At 60.6% G+C, this 13,603-nt stretch carries 10 protein-coding genes, 4 tRNA genes and 1 rRNA gene; all 15 read left to right on the forward strand.

Annotated elements, in window-relative coordinates:
* Positions 1–106: ribosomal RNA gene (gene rrf, locus IZU87_RS08360) — 5S ribosomal RNA — on the forward strand; the annotation flags it as partial.
* A gap of 180 nt (positions 107–286) precedes the next feature.
* Positions 287–3,244, forward strand: coding sequence for a DUF2339 domain-containing protein (locus IZU87_RS08365; protein ID WP_213114254.1), 2,958 nt, complete (start codon positions 287–289; stop codon positions 3,242–3,244).
* A gap of 91 nt (positions 3,245–3,335) precedes the next feature.
* Positions 3,336–4,316: a biotin--[acetyl-CoA-carboxylase] ligase gene (locus tag IZU87_RS08370; protein ID WP_043334904.1), complete on the forward strand. Its 981-nt coding sequence runs from the start codon at positions 3,336–3,338 to the stop codon at positions 4,314–4,316.
* Positions 4,313–5,152 (forward strand): type III pantothenate kinase, encoded by an 840-nt coding sequence (locus IZU87_RS08375; RefSeq protein WP_054556896.1) that lies wholly within the window; start codon positions 4,313–4,315, stop codon positions 5,150–5,152. The genes IZU87_RS08370 and IZU87_RS08375 overlap by 4 nt, the downstream gene beginning before the upstream one ends.
* 109 nt (positions 5,153–5,261) lie before the next feature.
* Positions 5,262–5,345, forward strand: a tRNA-Tyr gene (locus IZU87_RS08380).
* 46 nt (positions 5,346–5,391) lie between these two features.
* Positions 5,392–5,465 (forward strand) — tRNA-Gly (locus IZU87_RS08385).
* A 35-nt stretch (positions 5,466–5,500) separates the two neighbouring features.
* Positions 5,501–5,575: transfer RNA gene (locus IZU87_RS08390), tRNA-Thr, on the forward strand.
* A 163-nt stretch (positions 5,576–5,738) separates the two neighbouring features.
* Positions 5,739–5,814: transfer RNA gene (locus tag IZU87_RS08395), tRNA-Trp, on the forward strand.
* Positions 5,815–5,891: 77 nt separating this feature from the next.
* Positions 5,892–6,260: a preprotein translocase subunit SecE gene (gene secE, locus IZU87_RS08400; RefSeq protein ID WP_043334897.1), complete on the forward strand. Its 369-nt coding sequence runs from the start codon at positions 5,892–5,894 to the stop codon at positions 6,258–6,260.
* A 10-nt stretch (positions 6,261–6,270) separates the two neighbouring features.
* Complete coding sequence (gene nusG, locus IZU87_RS08405; RefSeq protein WP_043334895.1) at positions 6,271–6,804, forward strand: transcription termination/antitermination protein NusG; 534 nt, start codon at positions 6,271–6,273, stop codon at positions 6,802–6,804.
* A gap of 120 nt (positions 6,805–6,924) precedes the next feature.
* On the forward strand, positions 6,925–7,356 hold the full coding sequence (gene rplK, locus IZU87_RS08410; protein ID WP_043334893.1) for a 50S ribosomal protein L11: 432 nt from the start codon (positions 6,925–6,927) through the stop codon (positions 7,354–7,356).
* 2 nt (positions 7,357–7,358) lie between these two features.
* Complete coding sequence (gene rplA / locus IZU87_RS08415) at positions 7,359–8,051, forward strand: 50S ribosomal protein L1 (RefSeq protein ID WP_054556897.1); 693 nt, start codon at positions 7,359–7,361, stop codon at positions 8,049–8,051.
* A gap of 261 nt (positions 8,052–8,312) precedes the next feature.
* A complete protein-coding gene (gene rplJ, locus IZU87_RS08420) occupies positions 8,313–8,819 on the forward strand; it encodes a 50S ribosomal protein L10 (protein WP_054556898.1) in 507 nt (168 codons plus the stop codon).
* A 92-nt stretch (positions 8,820–8,911) separates the two neighbouring features.
* A complete protein-coding gene (gene rplL / locus IZU87_RS08425) occupies positions 8,912–9,277 on the forward strand; it encodes a 50S ribosomal protein L7/L12 (protein ID WP_054556899.1) in 366 nt (121 codons plus the stop codon).
* Between the two features lie 206 nt (positions 9,278–9,483).
* Positions 9,484–13,560 carry a DNA-directed RNA polymerase subunit beta gene (rpoB, locus tag IZU87_RS08430; protein ID WP_213114255.1) on the forward strand — a complete coding sequence of 1,359 codons (4,077 nt, stop codon included), beginning with the start codon at positions 9,484–9,486 and terminating at the stop codon, positions 13,558–13,560.
* The last annotated feature ends 43 nt before the right edge of the window (positions 13,561–13,603 follow it).

A 13,603-nucleotide genomic window follows, 5' to 3' on the forward strand; every position in this document is an offset into this window, starting at 1 on the left:
ATAGCGAGCGTGAACCACCCGATCCCATGCCGAACTCGGAAGTGAAACCGCTTAGCGCCGATGGTAGTGTGGAGTTTCTCCATGTGAGAGTAGGTCATCGTCAGGCACTTATACCGAACCGCCCCTGTAGCCTTGCTGCAGGGGCGGTTCTCTTTGTGCGCAGGAAAAGAAAGCCCGGCTCCCCCAGGAGTCGGGCTTTTTGCGTTCAATGTGCAAATACGGTGCTGAGAGACTGACAGCATGAGGTGCCAGGCAAAATGCCGTAGTCTCTGAGCACGACTCTTCGATGACGGGCTGGGCGATGGATGAGCTGATGTTGGTGGGCGTCATGATGGCGTTGCTGGTACTGGGTGGTTCCTTGATGGGGTGGCTCAGCATGCTGCGCATCAAGGCGCTGGAGCAGCGACTGCGCGATATGGAGGCCAGGCTTGCTCGCGAGCTTCCTGCTCATGGCGCTCCGGTTATGCACACCCCCTTGCAAGAAGGGGGTGTGGACAAATCGCCTGCCGAAGTGCCGCCCCGGGAGGGACTGGCAGCAGCCGATGCAACGCCATCGATCAGCGACTCGCGGACCACTGCATCATCCAGTGGCGGCCACTCTCTGTCCTACCGGCTACTTCAGCGCTTGTTGCATGGCGCTGCCTCCAGTCGTTCAGGCGAGAAGGGGCAGGGCGCAGACCCTGCAAGCAAGGTATCAGAGGTGCTGCCGGGGGGCATGTCACGTCTGCTGACGCTGCTTCAGGAACACTGGATGATTCTTGTGGGTGCCTTGTCTCTGGTGATGGCAGGCATCCTGCTCGTCGGGTACTCCCTTGAGCAGGGCTTACTGGGGCCGGGGGTACGGCTGTCGCTGGGTCTCGGGTTCGGCCTGAGCATGACGGTATTGGCCGAGTGGCTGAGACTGCGTACGTCCCAGTCATCGAGTCTGACCGGCGCCGTCAGCGGTGCCGGCAGTCTGGTGCTCGCGGCGAGCCTGCTGGCTGGTCACTTTCTGCTTTCGCTGGTGTCCATGCCGGTCACCTTCGCACTGCTGGCAGCCTTGAGCCTGTGGATGTTGGAGCGTGCGCGGCACCATGGGCCATGGCTGGCAGCATTGGGCATGTTGGGCGGATATGCTCTGCCTTTGGCGCTGCCCATTCACCAGCAGTGGCAGGAAGCCTCGACCTTGCTGTTGCTGGGGCATGCGGGTGTGATCGCGGCTGCGTGTCGTGTGCTGTACCGGCAGGTCGCGGTGAGCTGGCTGTATTGGGGCGGCCTGGTGGGAGCGCTCGCCTGGTGGTTGCTGTTGATGCCCTTCGGTATCACCTCTGGCACGACATTGCTGGTGGGGCTGTTACCCTGGGTGGGTGGTGTCTGGCTGGCCGTGCTGGCGTTGGGGTATCTGTGGGAGCGGGGGTCATCCACGGGCGCTGCAGAAAAGGATGAGCGACAGGCGAAGACCTCACTTGCGACCTGGTTGCCCTGGCGCGCATCTCTTGAGCTGCGTCAGCACTGGCTCGCCGGGGGCCTTGTCTCAGTGAGCGTCGTGCTGGGACTCTGGCTGCCCTGGCTGGGCAGTCTCGTGCATGGCGTCTCCTTTGACTCCTTGGTGGCGCCTTCTGATATGGCCGGCTCCGGTGTGTCCCAGTGGCAACAGGGGTGGCTGGCTAGTCTCATGCCGATGCTGGTGATTGCCTGGTCTAGTCGCCGCCATGCGGTGCTGTGGTCGATGGTGGTTGCTGGCAACGCACTCTGGTTGCTGGTGTGGGGGCTTGCCCTGACGGCACCGCAGTCGAGCAGCGCGTTGATCAGCCCGCTGATACTGAGTGTCGGCCTGTTGTCGCTGGCGAGTTGGCGACCACGTCATGATGTCGGTGAAAGAGCAGAGAGGCCGCTTGCAGCCTGCTGGTGGGCATTGGCGACCATGGTGCCGCTGCTGGCATGGGCTCTGGCCCTCTGGCAGGGCGTCATGCCATGGGCGGCCGAGGCGAACGATGCAGGAAGGCTGATCAACACAGGGCTGGTCAACATAGGATTGCCGCCATTGATCTGGGGGCTGGTGTGCTGGGCAGGTGCCATGCGCTTCCAGGCGCGTGAAGGCGCTCAGCTTGCCGCAGGACTGTGGCTGCCGGCGCAGGCCGGGATATTCCTTGCCTTGGTGGCAGTGCTGGAGGGGCCATCGCTGACCCTGGCGCTGGCGCTGCAGCTGTTGGGTTTGACCGCTTGTGAATGGCGTTGGTATCGCGAGGGGCATACCGCGGCGCGCTCCGTGTTTGCTGAGCTGTCACGCTTGCTGGCGTGGGGTGTCGTGGCTCGCTTGATGTATGGCATGGCGCATGACGACTATGCCGATATCGCGCACTGGCCACTGCAGATACTGCTGCCGGTATTGGCCTGTGTTGCCATGACCAGTCTCGGCATGCGCCGCCGCCCGCGGACACAGCGCTGGCTGGAAGGTGCCGTTGTCCAGCTTGCCGTCGTGACGGTGGTGATGGAAATCCGTTATGTGTTGACCGGTGGAAAGCCCTTCGAGGGCAGCCTCACCCTGGCGGAGCTTTCCCTGCAGGTATTGGCGCTGGCCGGGGTGGCGGCAAGCTATGCCTGGCGTGCCCGTGGCGACGGTGCTGAGGCCCGGGCAGGGACGCAGCTCTATCGCGTGCTGGCACTGGTGGTTGGCGGAGCAGCCGTGATTCTCTGGAGTGTCGGCGTGCTGGGCATCTTCAATCCGCTCTGGCACCCGGGGGATGTCGGGAGCTGGCCGCTGGTCAATTGGCTTCTGCCGGCCTACGGCCTGCCTGCACTCGGCGCCGCAATGCTCTGGCGCATGACATCCAGGCGCGCATCGGACGTGGATGCGAGAAGCGCCGCGTCACGCTCACGAATGCGCGGGCTGAGTGAAGTGCTCGGTCTGTTGTCAGCCGGATGGTGGTTGGCGCTCAACTTGCGGCATTGCTGGCATGGCGCTGAGCTGGGGCTATGGCATGGCATCGAGCAGGCGGAGCTATATGCCTACAGTGTGCTGATGCTGGTCGTCGCGGCGGCTCTGGTCGTGAGTGGTGCCAAGGTGGGGCAGCAACACTGGCAGCGTATCGGACAGGGCATTCTGATCCTCACCGTGATCAAGGTGGGGGTATGGGATACCGCCACCCTTGAGGGGCTGTGGCGAGTAGGTTCATGGCTGGGACTGGGCAGTGTCCTGATGCTGCTTTCCGCTTTGTTCAATCGCCTGGCGGGGGCGGGAATGCGTGCCGGGGAGCGGAATTGACGAAAAGAGCGTTATCTTTGGTCGTTGTTCTTGGCTCGCAAGCCCATGAATCCGATAGAATGTGCGCTTTTGCACAGGGATAGGCCTCCGCATGACCATCCGTGATCTCATTCGTCTGCTTGGAGATGGTGGCTACCACTCCGGAGAGGCCCTGGGCGAAGAGCTCGGGGTGTCGCGTACGGCGGTCTGGAAGCAGCTCAAGAAACTTGAGGCGCTCGACATTCCGCTGGAAGCCATCAAGGGGCTTGGCTATCGACTGGCCAACCCCATCGAGTTGCTCGATGGTCAACAGATCATCGAGGCGCTGCCGCGCGAGACTCGCAAACACCTGACGCGCCTGTTCGTCGAGGAGTCGGTGGACTCGACCAATACCTTCATCCGCGAGCGCTTTCGTCAGGGAGCCGGCCATGCCGAGGTCTGTCTGGCTGAGGTGCAATCGGCTGGGCGTGGCCGTCGTGGGCGTGAGTGGGAAACCCCCTGGGGGCGCAGCCTGGTCTTCTCGCTTGGCTGGCGCTTCGAATCAGGCGCCGCATCGCTTGAGGGCCTGAGTCTGGCGATCGGCGTGGCGGTGGCGGAGGTGCTCGAGGCCGATGGCCTGCCCGCGCGCCTCAAGTGGCCCAACGATGTCCTGCTGCAGATCCAGAAGGATCAACCCAAGATCGCCGGTATCCTGGTCGAGGTCACAGGGGATGTGTCCGGTCCCTGTGATGTCGTCATCGGTATCGGCATGAACATCGAGTTGCCGGCCTCCCGACGCGAGGCGATCACTCAACCGGTGGCTGCGGTACGTGACATCATTCCCGGTGCTTCACGCAATCGCTATGCCGCGCGTCTGATGGAGTCATTGCTGGCGCTGTTGCCCGAGTTCGAGTCGCAGGGCTTTGCCGGATGGCAGGCGCGCTGGAATGAGCGCAATGCCTTCAAGGGGCGTGATGTGGTGATTCTGCGCGGAGACAGACGAGAAGAAGCCGTGGCAGAAGGTGTCGATATCAATGGAAATCTCGAGGTGCGCATGAATGGCGAAACCATCACTCTCGCCGGTGGCGAGATCAGTCTGCGCGCCGTCTCATGATTCTGGATCTTGATATCGGCAACACCTTGTCAAAATGGCGTCTCAAGGACACCGTTTCCAGCGAGATCCGCTCGCGCGGCGCCGTCTGGACGCGAGAGGAGTGGCGGCCGGGCGCGGACATTCCTGACCTGGATGTCGTCACGGCCGTGCGTATCTCCAGCGTGGCGCGCAAGCAGGTGCTGGATGAGACGGTGGAGTTGCTGCGCAAGCAGGTCGGCGTCGTGCATGTCGCGCACTCGACGCGGGAGGCGCTGGGCGTCACTTGCGGCTATGAAGAGCCGCAACGCCTGGGCGTCGATCGCTGGTTGGGCGCACTCGCCGGCCATCATCTCACCGGGGGCTGTTGCAGCGTCGATTGCGGTAGCGCGATCACGGTGGATTTCGTGCTGCCGGGTGGCAAGCATCTGGGGGGGTATATTCTCCCGGGGCTGCGTCTGATGAAGGAAAGCCTCAAGCTGGGCACGCGCAATGTGGCCATCGACCCGGATACCGAGGTGGATACGCTGCTCGCGCCGGGTCGCAATACGGTAGAGGCCGTCAATCACGGCATCTACATGGCGGCCGTCAGCGCGGTCAATCGTCTCTATGCCGAGGTCTGCGATCGCGAAGGGGTAGCCTTGCCGCTGCTGCTGACCGGCGGCGACGCGCGGGTGGTGGCACGCGGTCTGCGGGTGCCGCATGCGCTGTGGCCAGACATGGTGTATGCCGGCCTGGAGGCGCTGTATCCATTGACCGCTGCCGAGCGGGCAGGGCGCCTGTCAGGTGCGCCCGACCAGCCGCGAGTGCCTGATCTAGAAAAACTTCGCTCAGGGCTTGCGCTCACCCAGATGCTTTGACATACTACGTCCCGTTCTGAGGCGATACATTCCCTCAAGCGCTTGAAGTAGAATGAAATCAAGCACTTGACAGCGTATCCCAAGCGACGTAAGGTTCGTCGTCACAGATGGTGGGGTTCCCGAGTGGCCAAAGGGAGCAGACTGTAAATCTGCCGCGAAAGCTTCGAAGGTTCGAATCCTTCCCCCACCACCAGATTCGCTTATGATGCCGCGTGCATCAGGGCAGCAAGAGTTGGAAAGCGGGCATAGTTTAATGGTAGAACCTCAGCCTTCCAAGCTGATGACGCGGGTTCGATTCCCGCTGCCCGCTCCAGTTCATCTCGCCAGTCGAGATTGCGCAAAGGTTTTGCTCGTGTAGCTCAGGGGTAGAGCACACCCTTGGTAAGGGTGAGGTCGGCGGTTCAAATCCGCCCACGAGCTCCATACAACGGAAAGGCGAGTCGCAGTTTGGCTCGTCTTTTTCGTTTCCGACGACCTCCCAGGTCGCGGTCAAAGATAAGGCTTGTCAGTTTGGGTTGTCTCAGCTATGATGGCGCCCGCTGTTCATTCAGCCTTGTTTTTAGTCTCTGGAACACGCAAGTGTTACAGGCCAGTAGCTCAATTGGCAGAGCAGCGGTCTCCAAAACCGCAGGTTGGGGGTTCGATTCCCTCCTGGCCTGCCATCCTTCCCCAGGATGGTATTCGACTTCTTACCGATTCTCGATTCTAGCGATCGCTGCACCCTTGAGGAGTCTCTTTGATGAAACAGAACGCCGAGGTGCAGGAAGCGCGCCACGACGGGTTCAAGTGGTCGGTCGTTGTCATTCTTCTTGTGCTGGCTGTTGCTGGCAACGCCTATTTTGCTGACCAAGCGCTGCTTTATCGCGTGCTTGGCGTCGTCGTGCTTGGTGTTGCAGCGGCTGCTCTGGCGATCACGACCAACAAAGGCCGTGATGTTGTCGAGCTGGCAAGTAGTGCGCGCCGCGAGATCCAGCGCGTCGTTTGGCCGACCCGACAGGAAACTGTCCAGACAACTGCCATCGTGCTGGGTGCCGTGCTTATCGTGGGCCTGTTGCTATGGCTCATCGATACCACCCTCGGCTGGCTGATGTCCGGCATCGTCAGTTAACGGAGTTTCCATGTCCAAGCGTTGGTATGTCATACACGCCTATTCCGGTTTCGAAAAGCAGGTCATGCGTTCGCTCAACGAGCGTGTGAAGCTTTATGCCATGGAAGATCACTTCGGTGAGATTCTCGTGCCGGTCGAAGAAATCGTCGAAATGCGTGACGGCAAGCGCCGCAAGAGCGAGCGCAAGTTCTACCCGGGCTACGTGCTGGTCGAGATGGACATGAATGATCAGTCCTGGCACCTGGTGAATGAAACCCCGCGCGTCATGGGTTTCATTGGCGGAACCCCGGAGAAGCCGGCAGCGATTACCCAGAAAGAAGCTGACGCCATGCTGCGTCGCGTTCAGGATGGCACCGACAAGCCGCGTCCGAAGACTCTCTTCGAGCCGGGTGAAACGGTGCGTGTCACTGATGGTCCGTTCGCGGACTTCAATGGCGTAGTCGAAGAAGTGAATTACGAAAAGAGCCGTCTGCAGGTCAGCGTGCTGATCTTCGGGCGTGCTACGCCGGTGGAGCTCGAGTTCTCCCAGGTCGAGAAGGACTGATCCCAGGATCATCATCTCACCTGTTTGAATACGAGCATCACGGCAACACGACGGGTCGCCTGAGGCGGCCCGGTTTTACGGGGAGCCGCAAGGCGCTACCACCCATACTGGAGTCCTATCATGGCCAAGAAAGTACAGGCTTACATCAAGCTGCAGGTTGCAGCCGGTAAAGCTAACCCGAGCCCGCCCGTGGGTCCTGCCCTCGGTCAGCACGGTGTCAACATCATGGAGTTCTGTAAAGCGTTCAACGCCGCTACCCAGAACGTCGAGCCGGGTCTCCCGACTCCCGTGGTCATCACTGTCTACTCCGACCGTAGCTTCACTTTCGTCACCAAGACGCCGCCTGCGGCCGTCCTGCTGCTGAAAGCGGCTGGTCTGAAGTCCGGTTCTGGCGAGCCGAACAAGAAGAAGGTCGGTACCGTGACTCGCGCTCAGCTCGAAGAGATCGCGACCACCAAGGAACCGGACCTGACAGCTTCCAATCTGGACGCTGCTGTTCGCACCATCGCCGGTACTGCCCGTAGCATGGGCCTGAACGTGGAGGGTCTTTGATCATGGCCAAGATTTCAAAGCGCGCCCAGGCGATCAACGCGAAAGTTGAATCCGGCAAGGTCTACAGCGTCGAAGAAGCTGTTGCTCTGCTGTCCGAGCTGTCCACCGTCAAGTTCAAGGAGACCATCGAAGTCTCTCTGAACCTGGGTGTTGATCCGCGTAAATCCGATCAGGTCGTTCGCGGCGCTACCGTGATGCCGAATGGCACCGGTAACGAAGTGCGCGTCGCTGTCTTCACCCAGGGCGCCAACGCTGAAGCAGCGAAGGAAGCCGGTGCAGACGTGATCGGCATGGACGACCTGGCAGAACAGGTCAAGAAAGGCGTGATGGACTTCGACGTCGTCATCGCTTCTCCGGATGCCATGCGCGTTGTCGGTCAGCTGGGCCAGATCCTCGGTCCGCGCGGCCTGATGCCGAACCCGAAAGTCGGTACCGTGACGCCTGACGTCGCGACTGCCGTGAAGAATGCCAAGGCTGGTCAGGTGCGTTTCCGTACTGACAAGAACGGCATCATTCATGCCGGTATCGGCAAGATCGACTTCAGTGCTGACTCCATTCAGGGTAACATTGACGCCCTGGTGGCCGAAGTCAAGAAGCTGAAGCCGAGCACTTCCAAGGGTATCTACCTGAAGAAGATCACCCTGTCCAGCACCATGGGCCCGGGTCTGACTGTCGATCACGCCAAGTACGCGTAAGGCAGTCTCAGAATGTTTCACTTTGCGGTCCCCGTGCTCAGCCGCGGGGCGCCGTCAAAGACCGCAGGCGCTGGCCTTGTCACCTCGGTGACGGGGCCGGCTTAATCGCGCCGCGATGCTTGCATTGCGCGTAGCCTGCGCAGATGGTGTCCCAGCCCTGCTGGTGGCAGCCATCCTCCAAGACTCTCCCGCGCAGTTCTGGTGAGAGAGATGGTAAACCACTGGGGAATTCGTTCCCCGGCACGAAATGGAGTCAACACCGTGGCTTTAGGTCTCGAAGACAAGAAGGCAATTGTTGCTGAGGTCAGCGAAACCGCCAAGGGTGCTCTCTCCGTAGTCGCTGCCGACTCTCGTGGTGTAACTGTTGGTGCAATGACCGAATTGCGCAAACAGTGCCGCGAAGCGGGCGTCCAGCTGCGTGTTGTTCGCAACACTCTGGCTCGTCGTGCGCTGTCCGGTACCTCTTACGAGGTGCTGAACGAGTCCTTCGTCGGCCCGACTCTGCTTGCATTCTCCATGGAACACCCGGGCGCTGGCGCTCGTCTGTTCAAGGAATTTGCCAAGCAGGTCGAGGCGTTCGAAGTCAAGGCATTGGCCTACGAAGGCGAGTTCATCCCGGCGGCGAATATCGACCGTCTGGCATCTCTGCCGACCCGCGATGAAGCACTGTCCAAGCTGCTGTCTGTCATGAAGGAAGCTTCTGCAGGCAAGCTGGTCCGTACTATCGCAGCACTGCGCGATCAGAAGGAAGCCGAAGCCGCCGCGTAAGCAGCGCTTTGACCTCCTGGCTGTCTCGTGCAGCCTGAATCGATTTCCGTTTGACTGAGCATCTTTGCTCCGCAAAGTTTAGGATTGCTAAAATGGCACTGACCAAAGAAGACATCATCAACGCCGTCGCTGACATGACCGTCATGGAAGTGGCTGAGCTGATCGAAGCAATGGAAGAGAAGTTCGGCGTTTCTGCCGCTGCCGCCGTCGCTGCTGGCCCGGCTGCCGCTGAAGCTGTTGAAGAGCAGACCGAGTTCGACATCGTTCTGACTGCTGCTGGTGACAAGAAAGTCAACGTCATCAAGGCTGTTCGTGAACTGACTGGCCTGGGCCTGAAAGAAGCCAAGGCAGCTGTTGACGGCGCTCCGGCCACCCTGAAAGAAGGCGTGAGCAAGGAAGATGCAGAAGCAGCTAAGAAGAAGCTGGAAGAAGCTGGCGCGTCCGTGGAACTCAAGTAACTCGTGTTCCAGGCTGCGCACGCTGCGTAAGCTTCCTGGCTGGTGGCGGACTCCGCCACCAGCCTTTTTCTGTTGCAAGACGAATTATGACGGCGAGCCAGCCCGCAAGGGAGGCTTGCCGTCCGCGCCTGATGGACATCGCCGCGCCATCAGGTATGAGCCGACCACGCATCGGTCACCCAAGGTGAACAAGCTGGGGAATACAGATGGCTTACTCATACACTGAGAAAAAACGCATCCGCAAGGATTTTGGCAAACTGCCCCAAGTGATGGATGTGCCTTACCTGCTGGCCATCCAGCTTGATTCCTACCACGACTTTCTCCAGCAGGACAGGGCGCCAGAACAGCGCCTGGAAGTCGGCCTTCACGCTGCCTTCAAGTCCGTGTTCCCGATTGCCAGCTTCTCTGGCAACGCAGCGCTCGAGTATGTCAGCTACCGCTTCGGTACGCCGGCGTTCGACGTCAAGGAATGTCAGCTGCGCGGAGTCACTTACTCTGCACCGCTGCGCGTGAAAGTGCGCCTGATGATCTATGACAAGGAATCGTCGAACAAGGCGATCAAGGACATCAAGGAGCAGGAAGTCTACATGGGGGAAATCCCCCTGATGACAGAGAACGGTACCTTCGTCATCAATGGTACCGAACGTGTCATCGTGTCACAGCTGCACCGCTCGCCGGGTGTGTTCTTCGACCACGACAAGGGCAAGAGCCACTCGTCCGGCAAGCTGCTGTACTCCGCACGTGTGATTCCTTACCGCGGTTCCTGGTTGGACTTCGAGTTTGATCCGAAGGACAACGTCTACGTCCGTATCGACCGTCGTCGCAAGCTGCCGGCTTCCGTTCTGCTGCGTGCCATGGGCATGACCAGCGAAGAGATTCTCGGTACGTTCTTCGACACCACGATGTACCACATCGAGCGCAGCGGCTTCTCCGTTGAGCTGGTGCCGGCACGTCTGCGTGGCGAAACCGCCGCCTTCGACATCAAGGATGCCGACGGTAGCGTGATCGTGGAGGAAGGTCGTCGTATTACACAGAAGCACGTCCGTCAGATGGAAGCCTCCGGCCTCGAGCGTCTCGAAGTGCCGATGGACTACCTGTACGGCAAGGTGCTGGCCCAGGATCAGATCGATCCGGCCACTGGTGAGCTGGTCTGCGAAAGCAACAGCGAGATCACTCCGGAACTGCTGGAGAAGATGGCTCAGGCCAAGATCACCCAGTTCGAAGTCATCTACACCAACGACCTGGATTGCGGTCCGTTCGTGTCCGATACCCTGAAACTGGATACCACGCGTAACCAGCTCGAGGCATTGGTCGAGATCTACCGCATGATGCGTCCGGGCGAGCCGCCCACCAAGGATGCAGCAGAGTCACTGTTCCAGAACCTGTTCTTCAGCGAAGACCGCTACGACCTGTCGGGCGTGGGCCGCATGAAGTTCAACCGTCGCCTGCGTCGCGAAAGCGATACCGGCAGCGGCGTGCTCGATCAGGACGATATCCTGACCGTCATGAAGGAGCTGATCAGCATCCGTAACGGCAATGGCGATGTCGATGACATCGACCACCTGGGCAACCGTCGTATTCGCTCTGTGGGCGAAATGGCGGAAAACCAGTTCCGTGTCGGTCTGGTCCGCGTCGAGCGTGCGGTCAAGGAGCGTCTGTCCATGGCCGAGAGCGAAGGCCTGATGCCGCAGGATCTCATCAACGCCAAGCCGGTTGCGGCGGCGGTGAAGGAATTCTTCGGTTCCAGCCAGCTCTCCCAGTTCATGGATCAGAACAACCCGCTGTCCGAAGTGACGCACAAGCGCCGTGTCTCCGCGCTTGGCCCGGGTGGTCTGACCCGTGAGCGCGCCGGCTTCGAAGTTCGTGACGTTCACGCCACGCACTACGGCCGTCTGTGCCCGATCGAAACGCCGGAAGGCCCGAACATCGGTCTGATCAACTCGCTGGCGACCTACTCCAAGACCAACAGCTATGGCTTCCTCGAGACGCCGTACCGCAAGGTCGTGGATTGTCAGGTCACCGACGATGTCGTCGATCTGTCCGCGATCGAGGAAGGCGATTTCATCATCGCCCAGGCCTCCGCGACCGTCGACGAGAACGGCCGTCTGGTCGACGACCTGGTTCAGGTTCGTCACCGTGGCGAGACCACCTTCATGGCGCCGGAAAAGGTCACCATGATGGACGTGTCTCCGCGTCAGGTCGTCTCTGTCGCTGCCGCACTGATCCCGTTCCTCGAGCACGATGATGCCAACCGCGCCTTGATGGGTGCGAACATGCAGCGTCAGGCCGTTCCGACTCTGAAGGCTGACAAGCCGCTGGTCGGTACCGGCATGGAGCGCTTCGTGGCGCGTGACTCCGGCGTCTGCGCCGTGGCACGTCGTGGCGGCGTCATCGATTCCGTCGATGCCAAGCGCATCGTCGTACGTGTGCGGGAAGAAGAGATCATCGGCGGTGAAGCCGGCGTTGATATCTACAACCTGACCAAGTACGTGCGCTCGAACCAGAATACCTGTCAGAACCAGCGCCCGATCGTGCGCCCTGGCGACGAAGTCGCCATCGGCGACATCCTGGCCGACGGCCCGTCCGTCGACATGGGTGATCTGGCCCTGGGTCAGAACATGCGCCTGGCGTTCATGCCCTGGAACGGCTTCAACTTCGAGGATTCCATCCTGTTCTCGGAGCGTGTGGTGCAGGAAGATCGCTTCACCACCATCCATATCCAGGAACTGACCTGTGTCGCGCGTGACACCAAGCTCGGGCCGGAAGAAATCACTTCCGATATCCCGAATGTCGGCGAATCCGCACTCTCCAAGCTGGATGAGTCCGGTGTCGTCTACATCGGTGCCGAGCTGAACCCGGGCGACATCCTGGTCGGCAAGGTCACGCCGAAGGGCGAGACCCAGCTGACGCCGGAAGAGAAGCTGTTGCGTGCCATCTTCGGCGAGAAGGCGTCCGACGTTAAGGACACCTCTCTGCGTGCCCCGACCGGCATGAAGGCCACCGTCATCGACGTTCAGGTCTTCACCCGTGACGGCGTCGAGAAGGATCAGCGTGCGCTCTCCATCGAGCAGATGCAGCTGGCCGAGGTCCGCAAGGACCTGCAGGAAACCTACCGCATCGCGGAAGAGGCGACCTTCGAGCGTATGCAGCGCAACCTGGTCGGTCAGGCCGTCAACGGTGGTCCGAAGCTCAAGAAGGGCGACGTGCTGACCGATGACTACCTGGAAGCACTGCCGCGCCAGGAGTGGTTCAAGCTGCGTCTGCAGGACGAGTCTCTCAACGAACTGCTGGCTCAGGCCGATGAGCAGCTCGAGATCCGTCGTCGCGAGATGGACGAGCGCTTCGAAGACAAGAAGCGCAAGCTCACCCAGGGTGATGATCTGGCACCGGGCGTGCTCAAGATCGTCAAGGTGTACGTCGCCGTGAAGCGTCGTATCCAGCCGGGTGACAAGATGGCCGGTCGTCACGGTAACAAGGGTGTCATCTCCGCGATCATGCCGGTCGAAGACATGCCGTTCGATGGCAATGGCGAGTCGGTTGACGTCGTGCTGAACCCGCTGGGTGTACCGTCGCGCATGAACGTCGGTCAGATCCTCGAGACCCACCTCGGCATGGCCGCGCGTGGTCTGGGTGTGAAGATCGAGCACATGCTGCGCGAAGAACGTGCCGAGCAGGTCAAGCAGATCCGCGAATTCCTCGACAAGGTGTACAACACCGTCGGCGGTCGCCAGGAAGACCTCTCCGTGCTCAGCGATGATGAAATCATCACCATGGCGCACAACCTGAAGAAGGGCGTGCCGATGGCAACGCCGGTCTTCGATGGCGCCAAGGAACACGAGATCAAGCAGTTGCTCACGCTGGCCGGTATCCCTGATTCCGGACAGATGGACCTCTACGATGGCCGCACCGGCGAGAAGTTCGATCGCAAGGTGACCGTCGGTTACATGTACATGCTCAAGCTCAACCACCTGGTGGATGACAAGATGCATGCGCGTTCGACCGGCTCCTACTCCCTCGTCACGCAGCAGCCGCTGGGTGGTAAGGCGCAGTTTGGTGGTCAGCGCTTCGGTGAGATGGAGGTCTGGGCCCTCGAGGCGTACGGCGCTGCCTACACCCTCCAGGAGATGCTCACGGTCAAGTCCGATGACGTGGAAGGCCGTACCAAGATGTACAAGAGCATCGTAGATGGCGATCACACCATGCAGGCGGGCATGCCCGAATCCTTCAACGTGCTGGTGAAGGAAATCCGCTCGCTGGGTATCGACATGGAGCTGGAAGGCTGACGCCGAAAAGCCACAAGTATTGACGGTCCGCAAAGCCTGGTGT

This window comes from Cobetia sp. MC34, assembly GCF_018340035.1.
Classification (GTDB): Bacteria; Pseudomonadota; Gammaproteobacteria; order Pseudomonadales; family Halomonadaceae; genus Cobetia; species Cobetia amphilecti.

Bases quoted from the DNA above. Each gene is read 5' to 3' on its own strand.
- IZU87_RS08365 (WP_213114254.1), top strand. From the start codon at position 287: ATGACGGGCTGGGCGATGGATGAGCTGATGTTGGTGGGCGTCATGATG.
- IZU87_RS08370 (WP_043334904.1), top strand. From the start codon at position 3,336: ATGACCATCCGTGATCTCATTCGTCTGCTTGGAGATGGTGGCTACCAC.
- IZU87_RS08375 (WP_054556896.1), top strand. From the start codon at position 4,313: ATGATTCTGGATCTTGATATCGGCAACACCTTGTCAAAATGGCGTCTC.
- secE (WP_043334897.1), top strand. From the start codon at position 5,892: ATGAAACAGAACGCCGAGGTGCAGGAAGCGCGCCACGACGGGTTCAAG.
- nusG (WP_043334895.1), top strand. From the start codon at position 6,271: ATGTCCAAGCGTTGGTATGTCATACACGCCTATTCCGGTTTCGAAAAG.
- rplK (WP_043334893.1), top strand. From the start codon at position 6,925: ATGGCCAAGAAAGTACAGGCTTACATCAAGCTGCAGGTTGCAGCCGGT.
- rplA (WP_054556897.1), top strand. From the start codon at position 7,359: ATGGCCAAGATTTCAAAGCGCGCCCAGGCGATCAACGCGAAAGTTGAA.
- rplL (WP_054556899.1), top strand. From the start codon at position 8,912: ATGGCACTGACCAAAGAAGACATCATCAACGCCGTCGCTGACATGACC.
- rpoB (WP_213114255.1), top strand. From the start codon at position 9,484: ATGGCTTACTCATACACTGAGAAAAAACGCATCCGCAAGGATTTTGGC.